Here is an 18830-nt window from a genome sequence, read left to right on the forward strand (position 1 = left end):
GGCAACTGAGGAAATGAAGATAACTCTAGCGCCCCAAGAAATCTTACAGACGTTGGACATGATCCGGCAAGAGAACTTGGACATCCGGACGATTACCCTGGGCATCAGTCTTCTGGACTGCCGGGGGGATGATATCGCCACCGTGGAACGCAAAGTCTACGACAAAGTTACGCATAAGGCCGCGAACCTGGTGCAGACCGGTGAACGCCTGGCGGCACGTTACGGGATTCCCATTGTCAACAAACGGGTGTCTGTGACTCCGGTCGCACTCATTGGTTCGGGATTTAACCGGGATGGGATGGTCCGTTTGGCGAAAGCTCTGGATAGGGCAGCTGCAGCCGTAGGAGTGAATTTTCTGGGCGGATTTTCCGCTCTGGTCCAGAAAGGGTTCAGCCGGGGGGACGAAGCCCTGATCGAGGCGATTCCCGAGGCCTTGGCAGAGACCCTTTATGTCTGCTCGTCAGTCAACGTGGGTTCTACCAAGGCCGGAATCAATATGGATGCAGTGCTGAAAATGGGCGAGGCTGTCCTGGAAAGCGCCAGGCGGACAGCGGCTCAAGACGGCTTGGCCGCCGCCAAACTAGTGGTTTTCTGCAATGCGCCGGAAGACAATCCTTTTATGGCGGGGGCTTTCCATGGCGTGGGTGAGCCGGAATCTGTGATTAATGTCGGAGTCAGCGGGCCGGGTGTGGTGGCTTCCGTGGTTAAGGAGAACCCGGCGGCGGACTTTGGTGAACTTGCCAGTTTGATTAAACGCATGGCTTTTAAAATCACCCGGGTGGGCGAGCTAATCGGCCGGGCAGCTTCAGAGGAACTGGGTGCGCCGTTTGGTATTGTCGATTTATCTTTGGCTCCCACCCCTTCCATCGGGGACAGTGTCGCTGAGATTCTTGAGAACATGGGGTTGGAACGCTGCGGGGCCCATGGCACGACGGCTGCCTTAGCGCTTCTCAATGACGCGGTCAAAAAAGGGGGAGCGATGGCTTCTTCCCATGTTGGGGGTCTCAGCGGAGCCTTTATTCCGGTCTCCGAGGACGCGGGAATGGTCAAAGCCGTGGAAGCCGGCGCCCTGAGCCTGAGCAAGCTGGAAGCGATGACCTGTGTTTGCTCAGTCGGCTTGGACATGATCGCGATTCCCGGTGATGTTACCGCCGAAACCATAGCGGCTATCATAGCGGATGAAGCGGCCATCGGTATGATCAACAAAAAAACAACGGCGGTTCGCGTAATTCCGGCCATTGGCAAGCAAGCTGGGGACAGAGTCGAATTCGGCGGGCTTCTGGGGGGAGCTCCGGTCATTTCCGTCAATCCTTTCGCGGCCGACCGCTTTATCCGGCGGGGGGGAAGAATCCCGGCCCCGATCACCAGTCTGAGCAATTAGAGCAGGAATCAGATTCAATGCTGTTTTCAGTAAAACAGATTTCATCAAAGAAGGCGGAGATTAAGTTCGTGAAAGATGGGGTTTTGCTTGAAGCAAGAGAGGCTTGAATTGGGAAGAAGAGGTTCGAATTGAGGAAGGAGGGTTTGAATTGAGAAAGGGAGGTTTGAATTGAGAAAGGGAGGTTTGAATTGAGAAAGAGAGGTTTGAATTGAGGGAAAAAGCGGAACGAAAAGTATAAGAAAGAACAGAGACGCGAAAAATGGAGATGGTTTTTGCGGAAAACTGCAATCTTTTAGAACATATATTCTTAGAAGATAGAGAAAGCGTGCAATTCTGTTTAAAAACGAGAGCGGATGACAGAGAAGGGAACAAAGACCACTAACTCAGCTCGTGATCTCTGAGAAAATCCGTGACAAGTTATTGACTGTTTTGCCACGGTGACCAAAATCGTGTACAATACGGACATAGTGATTTTTGCCCAATATCGTTTTTAAAGCTTTGGGTAACGGAGCGCTATTCTAGTGCACAAATTGACATTCGAAGGCGGGCCTAAGAATCCGCCGAGGGCATACCGATGAAGTTCCTGGTGGTGGCTTGCGACGCCCAGTCGAGGGTTGCTGCTGGGAGTTAAGGCCGAGGGGGATCCGCAACGGCATGCGGGCGCTACCCTTGTCCGTGGAGGCCTGAGTATGTGGTCTGCAAAGATTACGGCTCAGGGTATGAACCTGCATTAGGAAGGAACTTAGTGCAGCGTAGCCTGCCTTGAGGTGGAAAAGTTGGGAAGGCGTGTGGGGTGTGAACCGTGTTGGCCGACATGGTTCAGCCTGCCGGAAATTCTTTTCTGCAAAAGAGGCTAGTGTGTCAAGGCGTGTTAAGGAAACTTCTAGAGCGTTAATCGGCGGGGATTGAAGTGCGTCCTCAGTGGCGATCAAGTTCTGAGTGGTGGCGACACCTCAGGCTGGGGGAAAAGGGAAACCGCCTGTCGGGAAACCGCGGGAACCCAGTGGGAAAACCTACTTGACCTAAGACGCAATATTGACCTGCCGGCATCCTAAGGCCCAAAGAGGCACCTCCTGTGATGGGGGTGCTTTTTTTCGCGGCAGTCTCCCTTTTTCCGAGCTGGCTGAATTTAACAGCTAAGGAAACCGTATGGGAGCCAGCCAAAGCAGGCACATTATGTCAGGGGTGGAACTTCTATGAAAAGATATGTTGTCTTGCTTGCCTTTGTCGCCGGTTTGCTGGGTGTTTCCTTTCTTGTGGGCCGGCCGCACTTGGGCGAAGCGGGAGAGGGAATGTCGGGCAGCCGGAAGATAACGACGCCAAGCTCTGTTCAGGACGTACTGGTTGAGGTACCGACGGAGAAGAAATCAGTGGCACTGACTTTTGATGACGGGCCGGATATATCAACAGAGTCCCTGCTTGCTGTCCTGCGGAAATATCACGTCAAGGCCACTTTTTTCGTCGTAGGGGACAATTGCCGGCTCTATCCCGATGTTTTGAAGAGGATGGCCGCCGAGGGCCATGAGATAGAGAACCATACTTATACCCACCTGCGTTTTCGCGGCAAGACGCTGCAGCAGATCGCGACGGAAATCGACAAGACGAACCGCGTCATTCAACAAATTACCGGAAGAGTACCGGAGTTTTTTCGACCGCCGGGGGGAACGATCAATGAGAAAATCCTGCAAGCAGCCCAAGAGGCGAACTTGCGCGTGGTGCTCTGGACTCCTCCCGAAGACAGCAAAGACTGGTGCAACCCCGGAGTGGGGAATATTATCCGCAATGTCGTCCGCCACATTAAGCGGGGTTCGATCATCCTGATGCACGACGGAGGAGGTCCCCGCCAACAGACCGTGCAGTCCCTGCCCACTATTATCGAAACACTCGAAAAAGAAGGGTACCGCTTCGTCACTGTCAAGGAACTGTTGAATTCTGAAGTGAAAACCCTCCAGCCTTTGCCGGGTCCTTGAAGCAGCGCACAAGGACGAAAATGAGCAAAAAAGAGAGAGAGCAAAAAGGAGAGAGCAAAAAGGAGAGAGCAAAAAGGAGAGAGCAAAAAGGAGAGAGCAAAAGGAGAGAGCAAAAGGAGAGAGCAAAAGGAGAGAGCAAAAAAAAGGCCGACCGCGAGGGTCGGCCAGTGAAGAAGAGTGAGAGAAACAAGTCGGGTTTAAAGACATTTTAACACCGCAGGGGCAAGTTGTCGAGAAAGAAATGATATTGTCGAAAAAAATATTTTTGGGCACCCGCGTTCCTTGCCTGGCATATATTACCACAGGTTCCCGGGAGGAGTTCGGCTTCTTCCGACGAATCTAAAATAAGATAAACAAAGGAATAAGGAGCTGAATCCGGGTTTTTTGCCCGGAACGGGGGATTTCCATTAGTGGGGTGAATCACACGCTGTGTGTAGGGCTTACACCTTAGTGCCCGAATCCGTCAACTAACCTCGTAAGCTGAGAAAGGTGGACATTGTATGTTTGTTGTTGCCAAAGCGTGGCTGGGCGGAGTCGCTTTGTCAGGCGTGCTTTTGGCTGGAAGCATTCCGGCGGCGGCCGACTTCCAGCCCACTGTCGTTTCCGCACAAGGTACCGGAGCGAAGGTGATTCAAGTCTCGACCGGAAGCTATGCTGAAGTGATACACCGGGACTTAAAATGGACACCGAAGAATGACCCGGCGGAGATAGAACCCCCTGTTGCGGGGCCAGGCCCTGTGGCTGCTGCGCCGGCTGAACCTGCGTCAGGGCAGAAAAGCACTGCGCAAGCCAAACCGGTGCCCGTCCCCGCCCGGCGCCCAATTCAGGTGGCCCAAGCCACGGCTTCCCGTGGAGGGTCGAAGGCGACGGGACTGGTTGAACGGGCCCTCAGCCTGCGAGGGATTCCCTATGTTTTTGGCGGGACAAGCCGCAGCGGGTTTGATTGTTCCGGTTTCACCCAATATGTGTTCGCGACCGTCGGCATTTCGCTTCCGCGTTCTTCTTACGCTCAGTTTGGCGTAGGAAGTTCGGTGACGCGAGCAGACTTGCGGCCGGGCGATCTGGTTTTTTTCACGACTTATGCCCCGGGGCCCTCCCATGTCGGGATCTATATCGGCGGCGGGGACTTTGTTCAGGCTTCGGACAGCGGAGTGCGGATTACGCGCATGTCGGACAGTTATTACGCCCACAAGTTTGTGGGTGCGCGCCGGGTACGTTAAACCGGCGGCAGCCCGGTTTCACTCGGGCAGCCAAGGGGCCGGGACGCGGTGGGGGCATTCCCCGCCCGGAGCGGGCGGGAACAACTGCCGGTTTTGAATGTAGGCGTCGGAATGCCGGCAGTGGCCTGTCCGTTTAAAATAACAGCTGCGGCAAAGTTCGATGCGATAGTTGAGAAACATCCTTGCGCAAGCCTCCCTGCGGAATCTCCTGAAACCGTCTCCTAATTAAGCTGTCAAACCGTCTCTGCTTAGAGCATTATTGCCCAAATCGCAACTGTCTAGCCATTTTGACCAAGAGGCTCGGCCGCATGCAGAGGGCTTTAGCCGGCTTAGCCGGGGGGAGATTCAGCGGGAACTTCTGACTGAACCGCTGCCGCCTGTTGTTGACGGAAGAAGTCATAGACAGCCTGGGCGGTATTTTGGGGCAAGCCGGCGGCCAGAAGTTCCGGCAGGCCGGCGAGTCGGATGGCTTCAACGGACTGAAAGTGACGCAGGAGCAGCTGACGGCGTCTGGGCCCTATGCCGGGGATGCCGTCCAGGGCCGAAAGGATCATCTTTTTGGCTCTCTGCTGGCGATGAAAGGTAATGGCAAAGCGGTGGACTTCGTCCTGAATTCGTTCGAGCAGGTGAAAGAGCGGAGAGTTGTGTGGCAGCGGCAGGAGGTCTCCCTCCATATTAAGCAGTCCGGCCGTGCGGTGACGGTCATCCTTGACCAAGCCTGCAACCGGCAGGGTCAAGGCCAGCTTGTCTAAAGCTTGGCAGGCCGCCCGGATTTGTCCTTTCCCGCCGTCTACCAGGATGAGGTCGGGAAAAGGTGCGGCTTCGGCGAGGAGCCGGGCGTAACGGCGTTCGACAACCTGCCTCAGGGAGGCCGTGTCGTCGGAAGTTTCCATGGGCTGGATGCCGAATTTCCGGTAACCGGTCCGGTTAGGTTTGCCGTGCAGGAATTGAACCATACCTGCGACCGGGTTTGTTCCTGCGGTATTAGAGATGTCAAAGGCTTCAATGAGGGATACGTCGGGAAGATTTAAAAGTTCGGCTAAGGTGGCCAAAGCCTGTTTGATTTCCTCGGCGCGTTTGGCTTCCAAGCTGACTTCATCGTGAATGGTGGTTTGGGCGTTGGTCGTTGCCAGTTCGACCAGGTCGCGTTTTTGGCCCCGCTTGGGAACACCGACGGGAAACAAACGGCCCAGAGCTTCTGTGTCGCAGGGCGGGAGGAGAATTTCCTGGGGCCAGACCGGGTGTTCGGAATAGAATTGGGCGACAAACGAGATGAAGGCATCCTCCGCTTCCGCGTAATAGGGAAAAACAAAGCTGTCCCGCGCCAGGAGTTTGCCCTGGCGGAGATAGAAAATCTGTACGCACATCAGATCGGCGCTTGTGGCGTAGCCAAGCACGTCGCGATCGGTGAAGTCGGTTAAAGTGATGTTTTGCTTTTCGGCCAGGGCCTTGAGGCTGTTGATAAGATCACGGTATTCCTGGGCCAGTTCAAATCGCAGAGAGTCCGAGGCGGAGAGCATCTTTTCTTCCAATAACTGAACAATTTTTTCCTGGCCGCCTTTGAGAAATTTTGTGACTTCCTTGCGCATCTCCTCATAGGATTGGGGCGGAATGCTCTGGCAGCAGGGGCCCAGGCACTGCTCCAGATGGAAATACAGGCAGGGGCGGTGGGGAATCTGACGGCATTTCCGGAAAGGGAACAGCCGGTTTAAGAGCCTGGCGGCCTCGCGGGCTGCCGTCGCATTCGGATAAGGCCCGAAGTATTTGCCGTTCCCCGGTTTGATTTGGCGCGTGACCATAATGCGGGGATGGGTTTCTTCCGTGATGGTCAAGTAGGGATATGATTTGTCGTCCCTTAAGAGGACGTTAAACTTGGGATTATGCTTTTTAATCAGGTTGCATTCCAGGACCAAGGCCTCAACTTCCGAATCCGTCACCATGTACTCGAAGTCGGCAATGTTGCCGATCATTTTTTGGGTTTTGCCGTCGTGTGAGCCGGTAAAGTAGGAACGCACCCGGTTTTTCAAGACTTTGGCTTTGCCTACGTAGATGATTTTGCCGGAACTGTCTTTCATCAAATAAACCCCGGGTTTTTCCGGCAGCAAACTGAGTTTTTGCCGCAACATCTCCATACTGATCACCCTATCAAAAAAAGTGCGGGCACGTTCCTTCGGGATGGCCCGCAGAAGCACGATTTTGGCGAAGATCCTGACTGAAACGCCGCCTGGGGGAGTCCGCCCTACTTATTCTAGAGATTTTAGGGTTGAGAAGCAAGTGCTCCGGAATCATATCTGCTCGGGCGGGGACGTATACTTTGTTTGAGGGGAGATCGAGGGCCGATGGGGGAGGGAGAAGCTATGCCAAATTCCTGGGGACGCCCCCCGCGCTACGATGGCTGGCAGGACCTGCAGACATTGGTGGTTTGGGTCTTGGTGATTGGGGTGGTGGGCTACCTTCTTTTCCCAAATTTCTTTCAGGGTGTGTGGTCTCGCCTGACGGCTCCGATGGCATCCCAAACCAGCGTTTCCTCCGACGCGGGTCTTCCGGCTTCCGGCAATTCCTCAACGGTCGTGCCTCCGTCCCTGAATTCGCCCGATTCCTCCGGTTCGTCTTTCTTAAACAACCCGAATTACCCCAGTGTTTACAGCACTCTCTATAATGCCAACAGCCAAGTGAGTTCCGGCTACTGGGTTATTTACGTCGCAGACGGGAAATTTCAGCAGTTTGCCCTGACGAGCGAGAGCTATACTTATCTCAGCCACCTCATTGAAAGTGACCAAAAGGCGGTTCCCAAAGAACAGATCATTCTGGCGGCCAATGGTCAAATCCGTCAATATTCTGTTAGCGAAGAGCTCTATAACATCATCCTCAACATGGGGACCATTGAGGCCCGAACCAACGGACCGTAAGTTCAGCGGAACAGAAGTTTGGCGCCCGCCGCAAACAACAAGAGACCCAGGAACTGCCAGGCGTTCCAGGCCATGCGCTGAAGGCCGAACCAGCCAAAATGGTCGATGAGCACGGCCGCCCCGACTTGCCCGATAATGATGGCCGTCGTGGCGTTGGCCACTCCGATTTTGGGTATGCTTACGGCAACCAGGCTGATAATGATGACGCTGAGGAGGCCGCCTAAATAGAGGTACCAGGGAATGGACGACCAGGGGAGACGGAATAAGGGGGCTCCCGCCACTAGAACGGCCGCCAGGGCGATGAAGCTTCCGATGACGTGCACGACCAGGGTTGCGGAAAGCAGAGAGGTTTTTTGGGCGAGGACTGAGTTTAAGGTTCCTTGGACAGCCATCGTGATTCCGGATAGGGTCGCGATGAGGACGGGTGTTGACAAATACTTGGACATGATTTTCCCCCTTCATCCAAAAATTGCCGGTCGGGGTCGAAGCGATGACTCGGCCGGTGTCAAGGTCCTGGCGCGGAGTGGCTGCAAGAGATGATTGCGAAACAGTTTTGCAGCCTAAGTGAAGTTTGGCAGCCCCAGTTTGGCTGAGAAGCCAAAAAATGGGATGGGCAGGATACCCAAGTCCGACAAGATGTATCAGTATTGCGCCTCTCTTTGCCGGGGAAAATGAAAACGTCAGAGTAAAATATTTGAGAGAGGTGGCGCTATGGATATCGACTACAATCTTGTTCAACGGGCCCAGATGCTGCTCACCCTCGATCACCCTTTGTCACAGGTGAAGGATATTCTCTTACGTGAAGGGTATCCGGAAAACCAGGTTTTCGAGCTAATGGACGCCACAGAGGAAGCTCTCAACTACATGGTGCCTCCGGAATATGACGAAAATAAGATCGGAATCGACATCGTCCGTCCGGGTGAAAAACTCCGTCAACGGAAACCTTCTGTCGATATCCTCATTGACAAACGGACAGGGAAACTGGATCTCATCACCCCGGATCAGCAGGAGACTTGGCGGGTGGCCACAGAGGTCCGCAAAGCGATTAGACAGCAACGGCAGAGGGCGCGCAAATATCTGCATTAGATTTATGAGGGAGACCGTACGGTGTCCCTTATTTTCTTAGTGTTTCTCCCATTCCGGGAATTATGTTATAATCAAGCCATGTAAAAAGGCCGGAAGGAAGTAAGAAGTGTGAATTCGATCGTCGCCGGGTTGGAAAAAATACAGTCGAAGATGGAAAACGGGGTCCGTCTGGAGAAAGAGGACGGCTTGGCCCTGCTGGAAAGCAAAAATTATTTGGGCTTAGGTTACCTGGCTAATGAGCGTCGTCGCCAAGCCTGCGGGGATGCGGTTTATTTTAACAATAACGCCCATATCAACTACAGCAATGTCTGTAAAGTCAGGTGCGGCTTTTGCGCCTTTGGCAAAGATCCCGGAGAAAAGGGTTCGTATACGATGAGTATCGAGGAAATCGCCGAAAAGGCAGAGGCTTACGGCGCCCAAGGTGTGACCGAGATTCACATTGTAGGGGGAATTCACCCCGAACTGTCTTTTTCTTACTATGTGCGGATGTTGAAAGAGATTAAGGCCCGCGTGCCTTGGGTCAGCTTAAAGGCCTTCACCGCCGCCGAATACGACTATTTTGCCCGGTTGGAAAATGTGCCGGTAGAGAGGATTCTGCAGGAGTTGCGGGAAGCCGGCCTTAATTTTATTCCCGGTGGCGGGGCGGAGAATTTCAGTCCGCGTGTTCGCCGGATCATTTGCCCGGGAAAACTTTCCGGGGAACGCTGGCTGGAAATTCATCGGGCAGCCCACAAAATGGGTATACCCTCAAACGCCAATTTGCTCTTCGGGATCATTGAAACGGACGAAGAACTGGTGGATCATCTTCTGGCTTTACGCCGGCTGCAAGATGAAACCGGGGGGTTTTACGCCTTGATTCCCACCGCTTTTCACCCCAAGCATACGAAGTTTGAAGATATTCCCATGGCCAGTGCCCTGAGGACCTTGAAGGTTATTGCCACGGCCCGTCTGTTGCTGGATAATTTCAGATATATCAAAGCTTATTGGGTTTCTTCCAGCCCTCAGGTAGCTCAAATGGCACTGTCGTTCGGAGCGAACGATCTGGACGGCGTGGTTCGGGAAGAAAAAATTTACCATATGGCAGGGGCCGACAGTCCCCAAATGCAAACGGCGGAAGAACTGGTGCGCCTGATTCGGGAAGCCGGGTTGACCGCGGTGGAACGGGATACCTATTACAATGTCATCAAACGCTATTAGGCGGGGAAGCTCGGTTTAGACCTGGGCGCCATGGCCTTGTCAGTAGACAGCTAGGGGCGGGGTCTGGCAGGGGTGGCGTTATCTGTGCGGCCGTCGTTTTGACTCCGCGGCTTTGTCCGCAGCGTCCGGAACCCCCGGGCTTTCGGCAGGTGCAGGTTCGGATATTCTAAAGGCTGGTTTCCAGGCGGCCGGGGGAGAAAAGGTGCCTGAAATTTGACGCGAAAGAAGAGGAAGTCCGTTGGAAATACGTTACTCTGTCTGCCCCCATGACTGCCCGGATACCTGCGCCTGGCAAGTAGAGTTAGAAGGGGGCAAGGTACTTCGAGTCAAGGGGGATCCGACTCACCCGGTGACGCAGGGGGTCATTTGTGCTAAAGCGCGGCATTATCCTCAACGTCTTTACGGTAAGGAACGGGTGCTCTATCCTTGGCGGCGCAGCGGGTCCAAAGGGAGCGGCCGCTTTGAACGGGTGGGCTGGGAAGAGGCGTTGAAGGAAATTGCCGCGCGCTGGCGGGTCCTGGCGGCGGAATCCGGTGCGGAGTGCATCTTGCCTTTTTCTTACGCCGGTACGGAGGGGATTATTAACAATGCGGGCATGGACCGGCGTTTTTTCAATCGGTTGGGTGCGACCCAATTGCGGCGCACCATTTGTTCCGTGGCCGGAGGAGAAGGCTATAAACTAGCGTATGGAGAGATGCGCGGGGTTGACCCTTTGGCCAGTGTCAAGGCCCGGGTCTTGATCTTTTGGGGCATCAACGCTCTTGAGACCAATCTCCACCAAGCGTTGCTGGCCGATCAAGCACGCCGGCAGGGGGCTCGGATCATAGCCGTGGACGTACACCGGAATAAAACGGCGGACTGGGCGGACGAGTTCTATCATATTCTGCCGGGTTCTGATGGGGCCCTGGCACTGGGCTTGGCCCATGTCATTTTGCGGGACGGTCTGGCTGACCTGTCCTGGGCCGAGCGGAACACCTGCGGCTTGGATGAATTCAAGGCAGAGACCGGCCGCTATTCACCACAGCGTGTGGCGCGCCTGACGGGGCTGAGACCCGGTCAGGTTATCAAACTGGCCCATGATTACGCGGAGAATCGCCCCAGCTTCATTCGGCTTGGCAACGGGTTGCAGCACCATGACAACGGGGGGATGAATACCTGGGCCATAGCGCTTTTGCCGGCACTCACGGGTGCTTGGCAGGATGAGGGCGGCGGTGTTTTAAAACATAACTCCGGTTATTTTCCGCTTGATCGCGAAGCCCTGGAAAGACCGGATTTGCGGTCGGGAGAGCCCCGCTCCGTGAATATGATTCAGTTGGGGAAGGTATTAACTGAGCTTGAACCCCCCATCCGCTCTCTCTACGTCTATAATTCCAATCCGGCGGCGGTGGTACCGGACCAGAACCGAGTCAGACAAGGTTTGGCACGGGAGGACCTGTTTACCGTGGTTCATGAACAGGTTTGGACAGATACGGCCCGCTGGGCGGATATTGTCTTGCCCGCCACCACCTGCCTGGAACATCAAGACCTGTATGTGAGTTATTGGCATACTGTTTTGCAGTGGGCGGATCCGGTCATCCCGGCCCAGGGGGAGAGCCTGCCCAATATTGAAGTTTTTCGCCGCTTAGCTGAGGCCATGGGTTTTACGGACCCTTGTTTTCGGGATTCCACCGAAGAGATGGCCGGGCAGGCCCTGAGTCTTCCTTACTGGCAGGAACAGGGCATTACCTTGGCACGGTTACGGCGGGAGCGTCACGTGGCACTCAAAATACCTGCTTTACCCTTTGCCCAAGGCGGCTTTGCCACGCCTTCCGGCCGGGCGGAATTGCGAAGTGAAAAAGCGGTGCAACGGGGGCTGCCGCCACTCCCGGCTCACCGTCCGCTGCTTGAGGGCCCTGAAAAGAAGGAAGGCTGCCACCTGACCTTGATAAGTCCACCCAATCATCATTTTCTGAATTCCACGTTTACCGAAGTTGAGGCCCTGACGGCAGGAGCCGGGGAACCCCATTTGGAGATGCACCCGCGGGACGCGGCCGCGCGGGGTATTCGCGAAGGGGATCCGGTCAAAGTTTTCAATGCCAGGGGAGAATGCTTACTAAAGGCGAAGGTACTGGATTCTGTTTTGCCCGGAGTTGTCGTAGCCAGCGGGGTTTGGCCTCTATGGGCTTATCCGGAAGAGCGGGGAATCAACGCCCTGACATCCGCGCGGGAAGCAGACCTGGCCGGGGGGGCCGTCTTTTTTTCTACGTTAGTGGAGGTGGAAAAAAGATGAAAATAGGGGTTCTCTCAGATACGCATCTGCGGGCCGGGCAGTTTCTTCCCCAAATCGTCTGGGACGCTTTGGCCGGGGTTGATCTGATCCTGCACGCCGGAGACAGTGTAGTCCCGGAGGTTCTGGCCGATCTCAATTGCCTGGCTCCGGTGGTTGCGGTGAAAGGCAACTGTGACGCGTGGGAGCTGCGGCACCTGCCGGAACGTGAAACGGTGGATTGCGGCGGGGTAAGGCTTGGTTTGACCCACGGTTATCGCGGCCGAGGACGGTCGATTCAGGAACGGGTCTATGAGACTTTTGCCCGGGACCGGGTTCAGGCGATAGTCTTTGGGCACAGTCACAGTCCCTGCTTGGAACGGGACAATGGGGTCCTGCTCTTTAACCCGGGCTCACCCACGCAAAAAAGGCGGGAGCGTTACTATTCCCTGGGGTTAATCGAGGTAAGTCAAGGCCAGATCCGGGCCCGGCACGTCTTTTTCGGAGAAGACGGTCAGGCTGCAGTTGGCGGGTAAGTCCATGAAATACCGGAGAAATAAGGTCAAACGCGAACACGGCATCATCCAGGATGCTCTGGCTTGGCTGGAGGAGTTGAGTCAATACCCGGAAGTGAGCGACATCATTCCCGGGGTGATTGAAATCAGCCGTTCACCCGAGCGGGGGGTTGTTTACAAATACCAGACGCAAACGGGTTGCAAATTGCTTCTGAAAAGTAACGGTTCGATTCAGGAGGCTTTTGTCGTGACTAAAAACCCGGCTTGGGTTCGGGACTGGGTGGAGAAACGTTGGGGCCCGGAGCCGGGGAAAAGGTCAGGACCCGATCCGTCGCCTGTGCCCCGGGAAGGGCGAAACAGCGCCGGAGAACGAAATCCGGAACTGAGGGTAAATTCGGGGTCAAAGGGAAAGTCGGAGTCAAAGGAAAATCCGGGGTTCAAGGCGGATCCGGAGTCCGGGGCAAATTCGGAATCTAAGGCAAATTCGGGGTCCAAGGGGGACTCGGGGGCTAAGGCGAATCTCGGATTGGGGGCGAAACCGGACCGAGCGCGCAAGTTCGGCAGGGAAGAAAAGTTCTCTAAATCGAGAAGCGAGCGGCCGGAGAAGCCCGGCTCGGGCCGGAATTATGGCCGCACCCGGGGACAAGCCAAGCGACCGCGCTCGCAAGCAGTGCGTCTATGCCAGGCCCGCCCCGGGAAGGCCAAACAGCCGGGCGGGGTCTGGGCTTCGGCAGGGGACCAGGAAGCGGCCAATGTCGGCCGCCGGCTCGATCCGGCCGCGGCGAGAGCCCTCCGCACTTTACAGAAACAGCTTGAAGATGGAAAAGGGACCACCGAGAAGAAAAAACGCTGAAAAAACGTCGGAGAAGAAACGCGGAGCAAGAAGAAACGCGGAAGAAGAGAAAAGCGAAGCACGAACAAACGCTGAAGAACAAAGGCTGAAGAACAAGCGCTGACGAAGAAACGCTGAAGAATAATGCCGCAGTGAACAGTTTCCGGCCTCAACCGGCAGCTGATGCATAGCAGGACTCTTTCCCAGGCAAACTGGAAGAAAGGAAAGACCGCTGTTGGGGGGCAGACTGCATGGAGACATCTTTCGAAGTGCTCAATGACATTCTCACTGGGGAACATCTGGCTATCGAGCGGTACCAGGCCTATATCGATGCCTTGCCGGCCAGCCCGCTGCGGAATCACTTGGTGGCGATCTTGACAGACCATAAAGGTCACGCGCAGCGGATTGCCTACTTTATCCAGACGAACGGCGGGCACGTTGAAGAGGGCAGAGGCTGGCGGGGACGGTTTTCTCTCTGGCAAACAAAACTTAAAAACATGAGAGAAAACCGTCCGCTCGAAATGTTGAATGAGCTCTACGGAGAAGAAAATGAAGGGTTGACCCGGGCGAAAGAGAGGGCTCAACGTTATTTGTCGGCGTCAGAGCAGGAGATGATGGACGCCGTTTTTGCCGACGAAGAGCACCATCTGCGCCAGCTGCAAAGACTGAAAGAGGACCTCTTGCAGTGAAGATAACCTTGAGGGTGCCGACCGGCGGCGCAGGTCTGACACGTTTGGGCCTGAGCGGATAAACAAAAGCGGCCTTTCAGCCGCTTTTGCTAATGGACGAAGATTCTGATATAACTTTTGCCGTCTCTAAGCATCTTTTTCCTGTTTCGGCACGGCTAACCGTTTGCGGGCCAGCATTTCGGCAACCCGCCCATTATCCCCCAACACCATTCCTTTGAGGCGCCATTCACGGAACAGCTGCCAAAACTGCTGCTCCGAGATTCTCCGTGTGTAGCGTTCTGCCTCTTCATCATAAGGCCAAAAGACATCGACCCATAAAGTGCCTTTGTTGCTCAGGACAAGCATGAAATGTACAAGCTCCGGACTGGGAGCTTCCGCATCCCGAATCAAAATATGCGAGCGGCCGGACGGAAAATCGGTTCGAATGTAAACCAGCTTCATTTACTTTCCCCCTTCATGCCAGCTCCTCTCATGAGCTTTAGCCAACACTTTTAGTATAGCATTTAGCGGCGAAAAAAACGACAGGAATGTGCTTCGGCGCATGAGTTTTTTCTGGCGTACAAGGCGTACAAAACCCTGTGCTTTATCTTATGCCCCTAACCCGGCGGCGGTCACCGCCGGGGGCAAGAAACTGGTGCCTGATTTGCCGTGGTCACAATGCTTCTCCGTCTTTGAGCCGGGGCGGCTCCGGTTAACCGGAAGGGTATGACGGGGAAGGGCTCGGGACAAACTAAGCGCGGAGTGGAGGCTTTGACACCATTGCTTGGGCGCTGCCGGAACATCGGGAAGAAGGGCGCCGTGGCTCAACAGGTTAAGGTGTCACGTGATTCAGGGGCAGCTTGGCGGAATTAGGATGAATGAGGTGATGAGGATGCTTACGGTTATCCACACGTTTGACGGACCGGATAAGGACCGTGTTTTGGCAGACATCAAGAGGGGGTTGGCCAGCGTGGAGAATATCGATGGGTTTAAATTCGCATCGGTCAATCAACAGCTGAATTCCTCCGACCTTATGGTCATGTCCAAATGGGAAGACAGAGCCGCTTTCGAAGCCTGGCGGGGTACGGTAGGGGACAATGCGGCCTACAGACAGTCCACTCCCCAGGTCTTTGAGGTAATCGAAGAGAAGTACTGACTGGCCCCTTTGACCTTGGACGAAACTAAGTCAAGGCAGGCTCTGCTTGAATGCGCCGTTGCAGAGCGAGGGCCAGGCGCCGGCTGACGCTGCCGGAGGTCACCCGGAATCTATGTTCATCCAAACGGTTGACGGGCATGATCCCCAGCAGGGAATTGGTCAAGAAGACCTCGGATGCCTCTTTCAGGTCGTCCAACTGATAGGCCCCTTCTTGCCACGCGAGGCCGAGTGTTTCCGCCAATTCTAAGACGAGGGCGCGCCGGGTGCCGGGCAGGCAGCCGCAGGCGGGAGAGGGCGTGAAAAGCTGCCCCTCTCGGACGAAAAAAAGGTTGCTGAGGGTTCCCTCCGCCAATTCACCGAGGCTGTTGCACCAGAGTCCTTCGTCAAAACCCCTTTTGATGGCTTCTTGTTTGGCGAGGAGGTTTTCCAGATAGTTGGTGGATTTGATGCGGCAAAGAGGCGAAGATTCGTTGCGCCGGGTGGGCAGTAAGGTTAAAGCGAAGCCGTCCTCATATTGCCTCTGGCTGTACCCGATCAGGCGTGAGCTCAGCAAAAAGGACGGGGCGAGGGCTTGCGCCGGGGCTCCCCCGCTCAGGGTCAGGCGCAGGGCGAAGGGTGTCGGAGGCACGGAGACCTGGGACAGATAGGTTGCGATGAGACCTGACCAAACAGACAGGCTGGGCATGTCCAGGGCGAGAAGTTCGCTTCCCCTTTTCATTCGCTCATAGTGCCTAGCCAGAAAACAAGGTCCTCGGCCAGTGACCAGAATCGTTTCAAACAAGCCATAACCGTAAAGCGCCAGACGGTCTTCACTTGCAACCGCCTGTTCGGTAGAAAGCTGCGGTTGGGCAGGGAGTTCGGTCATGAGGGATTTTCCTTTCGACAGCCCCGCGGCGGGCTGTTTATCGTTTTATGAGTCAAGCCGGTGGGAAATGTCCGCTCGGTCCGATGCTTGTTCAGGATGTCCGCCAATTTTCGGCTTTCAATTGCCCGCCTAAAGCCCGGAAAAGAGCCGCGGCCTTGTCAAGGGTTTCCTCATATTCGCCGGCAGGAACGGAGTCGGCGACAATTCCTCCGCCGGCCTGAAGATAGGCAGTCCGGCCGCTTAAGACGATGGTCCGGATGGCGATATTGAGATCCCAGGAGCCGTCAAAGCCGAGATAGCCGATGCTTCCGGTGTAGATGCCGCGCTTAAACGGTTCCAGTTCCTCAATGATTTCCATGGCGCGAATTTTTGGCGCCCCGGTAATGGAGCCGCCGGGGAATATGGCCCGCATGATCACGGAGGGGGAAAGGTTTTCCCGCAACCGCCCTTGGATGGTGGAAACTAAGTGCCAAACGGTGGGGTACTTTTCCAGCCGAATCAAGTTCGGGACATGGACGCTGCCGAATTTACAGATGCGGCCGAGATCGTTGCGTTCCAAGTCGACGATCATGGTGAGCTCTGCCCTGTCTTTGGCGCTGTGAAAAAGTTCGTCCGCCAGGGCTTGGTCTTGTGAGGGGGACGATCCGCGAGGCCGGGTGCCCTTAATTGGGCGCGTCTCTATCTCACCGCCCGGGTCGATGCGGATGAAACGTTCCGGTGAACTGGAAAGGATCTGAAAAGCAGCATAGGGCAGAAAAGCGGCAAATGGGGCGGGGTTTTCCCGATGGAGTTTCCGGTATAAGGTCCAAGGGTCTCCGTCAAAAGGCAAGGAAAATCTCTGACTCAGGTTAGTTTGATAGATATCCCCGGCAAATATGTAGTCGATCACCTTTTGTAAGTCCGCCAGATAATGCGCTTTGCCGACTCCGGCAGAGACCGTTCGAGCAGCGGCTAGGGCTGCCGTGGGCATATCCGGCTGAATATCGTCCCCCCGGCCGGGCCGGAAGTTCTCCAAGAGGTGAGTCAGACGGTCCAGCCGGGAGGCGGCCAAAGTCCGTGAACATTTTCCGTCTTCTTGCATGCCGCAGGCGGCCAAAAAATAGCGGTTTTGACCATGGTCGTAGACCAGAATCCCGTCGTACCAGGCAAAGCTCCAGAGGGGAAGGTCGAGATCGGCGACGGCTTTCTGCGCCAGGTCCTCCAAGGCATCCTTTAAGTCGTAGCTGAAGAAACCCACGGCCCCGCCGGCAAAAGGAAAAGGTGCCTGATCAGGCACGCGCAGGATGGCGTGAAACCGATCAAGAACCTCAAGAGCGTCTTTGGAGGGTGGCAGGGAGAGGGAGCGCTCTCCCGATTCGGGCCGGTAGATTTCCACTTCGTCCTTATGGGCGGTTACCTGAAGGAAAGGAAACGCCCCCAGAAAGGAATACCCGCCCAAGTCGGGATAATCTTCGCCGCTATCCAAAAAAAAGGGCAAAGGGGCGCCCCGAAAAGCGCCAAGCAGCCGGCAAGGCGGCAGATCAGAGGCAAAAGGCCTGATTTGCCAGACCGTCGGGCGGTCCGCCGGCGGTGCCTTTCTCTGCCAAGCACGGGCGTCCGAGGCGGCGTTGTGCAGCAACTTATGACCGGCTTCCGTCAGAATAGCCTCCGGATGGAACTGCACGCCCTCAAGAGGGAGAGTGCGGTGGCGGATGGCCATGATTTCTCCCTCTTCCGTTTCGGCCGTGACCTGTAAAATGTCGGGAAGGGCAGAGCGTTGCAAAACCAGAGAGTGGTAGCGGGTTACTTGCAGTGGGTTGGGAAGTCCCTTAAAAACGCCGAGCCCATCGTGATGGATGAGCGAGGTTTTGCCATGTACGGGAAAGTGAGCGCGGACCACACGTCCACCTAGGGCCTGTCCGATCGCCTGATGTCCTAAGCAGACTCCCAAAATGGGAATGCGGCCCTGAAAGGTGCGAATCACTTCCAGGGAAAGTTGTGCTTCATTGGGGGTACAGGGTCCGGGAGACAGGACGATCAGGTCGGGGCGCAATTCCTCGATTTCCCCCAAAGTACAAATATCCCGCCGCCGGACGGTGACTTCTTCGCCGATTTGGCCAAAATACTGATAGAGATTATAGGTAAAGGAATCAAAGTTGTCTAAAATAAAAATCACGTCTGCGAGATCCTTCCTGACTGTCTTCAGTTGCGGCAGAATTTTTAACCTTGGGGCTTGGCGGCAGATTGGGTTTCCAGCATCTTGAGGAAGTCAAGGTAGGCCGGGGTCAGATTCGGGTCGGAAATCCCCTGCAAGGCCCAGGATTTGTTTAAGATCACTCGCCCGACATCCGGACCCTGAACTTCCACCTGGATAGACCGCACATCCATGGCCACGGTTACACCGTCAATGTTCAGATTCATTGACTTGCTGTGCGGAAAAACCGACATGAGATAAACGGAAGCCGTCTTTGAATCGGTAGACGTCGCGTCACTGTGCAGGTCGCTGATTGTAAAAGACGCTTCAAGCAATAGCTTATGCAAGACAGCGGTGTTGGCATTCCAGGGAAGTTTGATGGGGGATGTTTGGCTGGTACCGTCGGCGGCCACCGTGAGGATGGAATAAGTGCTCTCTGCCGAAAGAAACGGCAGGTTGGCACAGCCGGAAAGAATGAATGCGGCGATGACAAGGGGTACGAACAACCGGAAAACGCGTCGGAGACGTTTCAAATGGCATAACCTTCTTTCGCCCTCAGAACTTGAGGCCGGTATTAGTATCTCCACTGATGTTTTCTTCCATGTCCCATTCC

At 55.2% G+C, this 18830-nt stretch carries 17 protein-coding genes and 1 riboswitch; of the genes, 11 read left to right on the top strand and 6 right to left on the bottom strand.

Translation table 11 applies throughout. The features are described 5' to 3' along the window. Window positions 1-13: 13 nt before the first annotated feature. From MNU25_RS08760 to MNU25_RS08770, 3 genes are all read left to right on the top strand, one after another. Window positions 14-1381 carry a PFL family protein gene (locus tag MNU25_RS08760; protein WP_240984721.1) on the top strand — a complete coding sequence of 456 codons (1368 nt, stop codon included), beginning with the start codon at window positions 14-16 and terminating at the stop codon, window positions 1379-1381. A gap of 1196 nt (window positions 1382-2577) precedes the next feature. After that, window positions 2578-3351: a polysaccharide deacetylase family protein gene (locus tag MNU25_RS08765; protein WP_240984722.1), complete on the top strand. Its 774-nt coding sequence runs from the start codon at window positions 2578-2580 to the stop codon at window positions 3349-3351. Between the two features lie 357 nt (window positions 3352-3708). Continuing rightward, a riboswitch (cyclic di-AMP (ydaO/yuaA leader) is annotated at window positions 3709-3848 on the top strand. Window positions 3849-3851: 3 nt separating this feature from the next. Then, window positions 3852-4571 (top strand): C40 family peptidase, encoded by a 720-nt coding sequence (locus MNU25_RS08770; RefSeq protein WP_240984723.1) that lies wholly within the window; start codon window positions 3852-3854, stop codon window positions 4569-4571. A 329-nt stretch (window positions 4572-4900) separates the two neighbouring features. Here the strand turns inward: MNU25_RS08770 and uvrC are convergent, their stop codons facing one another. Continuing rightward, window positions 4901-6703: an excinuclease ABC subunit UvrC gene (uvrC, locus tag MNU25_RS08775; protein ID WP_240984724.1), complete on the bottom strand. Its 1803-nt coding sequence runs from the start codon at window positions 6701-6703 to the stop codon at window positions 4901-4903. A 225-nt stretch (window positions 6704-6928) separates the two neighbouring features. On the opposite strand from uvrC, the gene MNU25_RS08780 reads away from it, so the two are divergent. Beyond that, a complete protein-coding gene (locus MNU25_RS08780; protein WP_240984725.1) occupies window positions 6929-7480 on the top strand; it encodes a hypothetical protein in 552 nt (183 codons plus the stop codon). 2 nt (window positions 7481-7482) lie between these two features. Here the strand turns inward: MNU25_RS08780 and MNU25_RS08785 are convergent, their stop codons facing one another. Next, window positions 7483-7926, bottom strand: a complete 444-nt coding sequence (locus MNU25_RS08785) for a DMT family transporter (RefSeq protein WP_240984726.1) — start codon at window positions 7924-7926, stop codon at window positions 7483-7485. Window positions 7927-8191: 265 nt separating this feature from the next. Between MNU25_RS08785 and MNU25_RS08790 the strand changes: the two genes are divergently transcribed. The 6 genes from MNU25_RS08790 to MNU25_RS08815 all read left to right on the top strand — a co-directional run bounded on the left by MNU25_RS08790 (window position 8192) and on the right by MNU25_RS08815 (window position 14044). Further along, the gene (locus tag MNU25_RS08790) at window positions 8192-8566 is read left to right on the top strand and encodes a hypothetical protein (RefSeq protein WP_047829434.1); all 375 of its coding nucleotides are present in this window, start codon (window positions 8192-8194) and stop codon (window positions 8564-8566) included. 150 nt (window positions 8567-8716) lie between these two features. Continuing rightward, the gene (mqnE, locus tag MNU25_RS08795) at window positions 8717-9763 is read left to right on the top strand and encodes an aminofutalosine synthase MqnE (RefSeq protein ID WP_240986786.1); all 1047 of its coding nucleotides are present in this window, start codon (window positions 8717-8719) and stop codon (window positions 9761-9763) included. A 238-nt stretch (window positions 9764-10001) separates the two neighbouring features. Then, on the top strand, window positions 10002-12032 hold the full coding sequence (locus tag MNU25_RS08800; protein ID WP_240984727.1) for a molybdopterin oxidoreductase family protein: 2031 nt from the start codon (window positions 10002-10004) through the stop codon (window positions 12030-12032). Continuing rightward, window positions 12029-12544, top strand: a complete 516-nt coding sequence (locus tag MNU25_RS08805) for a metallophosphoesterase family protein (protein WP_240984728.1) — start codon at window positions 12029-12031, stop codon at window positions 12542-12544. Before MNU25_RS08800 ends, MNU25_RS08805 begins: the two co-directional genes overlap by 4 nt. 4 nt (window positions 12545-12548) lie before the next feature. Further along, the gene (locus MNU25_RS08810) at window positions 12549-13376 is read left to right on the top strand and encodes a DUF2103 domain-containing protein (protein ID WP_240984729.1); all 828 of its coding nucleotides are present in this window, start codon (window positions 12549-12551) and stop codon (window positions 13374-13376) included. 230 nt (window positions 13377-13606) lie between these two features. Continuing rightward, on the top strand, window positions 13607-14044 hold the full coding sequence (locus MNU25_RS08815) for a ferritin-like domain-containing protein (RefSeq protein ID WP_240984730.1): 438 nt from the start codon (window positions 13607-13609) through the stop codon (window positions 14042-14044). A gap of 126 nt (window positions 14045-14170) precedes the next feature. Here the strand turns inward: MNU25_RS08815 and MNU25_RS08820 are convergent, their stop codons facing one another. Beyond that, complete coding sequence (locus MNU25_RS08820) at window positions 14171-14485, bottom strand: hypothetical protein (protein WP_240984731.1); 315 nt, start codon at window positions 14483-14485, stop codon at window positions 14171-14173. 430 nt (window positions 14486-14915) lie between these two features. Between MNU25_RS08820 and MNU25_RS08825 the strand changes: the two genes are divergently transcribed. Beyond that, on the top strand, window positions 14916-15179 hold the full coding sequence (locus tag MNU25_RS08825) for an antibiotic biosynthesis monooxygenase (RefSeq protein WP_240986787.1): 264 nt from the start codon (window positions 14916-14918) through the stop codon (window positions 15177-15179). Between the two features lie 25 nt (window positions 15180-15204). On the opposite strand, the gene MNU25_RS08830 is transcribed toward MNU25_RS08825, so the two are convergent. From MNU25_RS08830 to MNU25_RS08840, 3 genes are all read right to left on the bottom strand, one after another. Continuing rightward, on the bottom strand, window positions 15205-16044 hold the full coding sequence (locus tag MNU25_RS08830) for an aminotransferase class IV (protein WP_240984732.1): 840 nt from the start codon (window positions 16042-16044) through the stop codon (window positions 15205-15207). Between the two features lie 91 nt (window positions 16045-16135). Further along, a complete protein-coding gene (gene pabB, locus MNU25_RS08835) occupies window positions 16136-18199 on the bottom strand; it encodes an aminodeoxychorismate synthase component I (protein ID WP_240984733.1) in 2064 nt (687 codons plus the stop codon). A 44-nt stretch (window positions 18200-18243) separates the two neighbouring features. Next, window positions 18244-18750, bottom strand: a complete 507-nt coding sequence (locus tag MNU25_RS08840; protein WP_240984734.1) for a hypothetical protein — start codon at window positions 18748-18750, stop codon at window positions 18244-18246. Window positions 18751-18830 lie beyond the last annotated feature (80 nt).

Origin of the sequence: Acididesulfobacillus acetoxydans (genome assembly GCF_902729405.1) — a bacterium.
Lineage (GTDB): Bacteria > Bacillota > Desulfitobacteriia > Desulfitobacteriales > Desulfitobacteriaceae > Acididesulfobacillus > Acididesulfobacillus acetoxydans.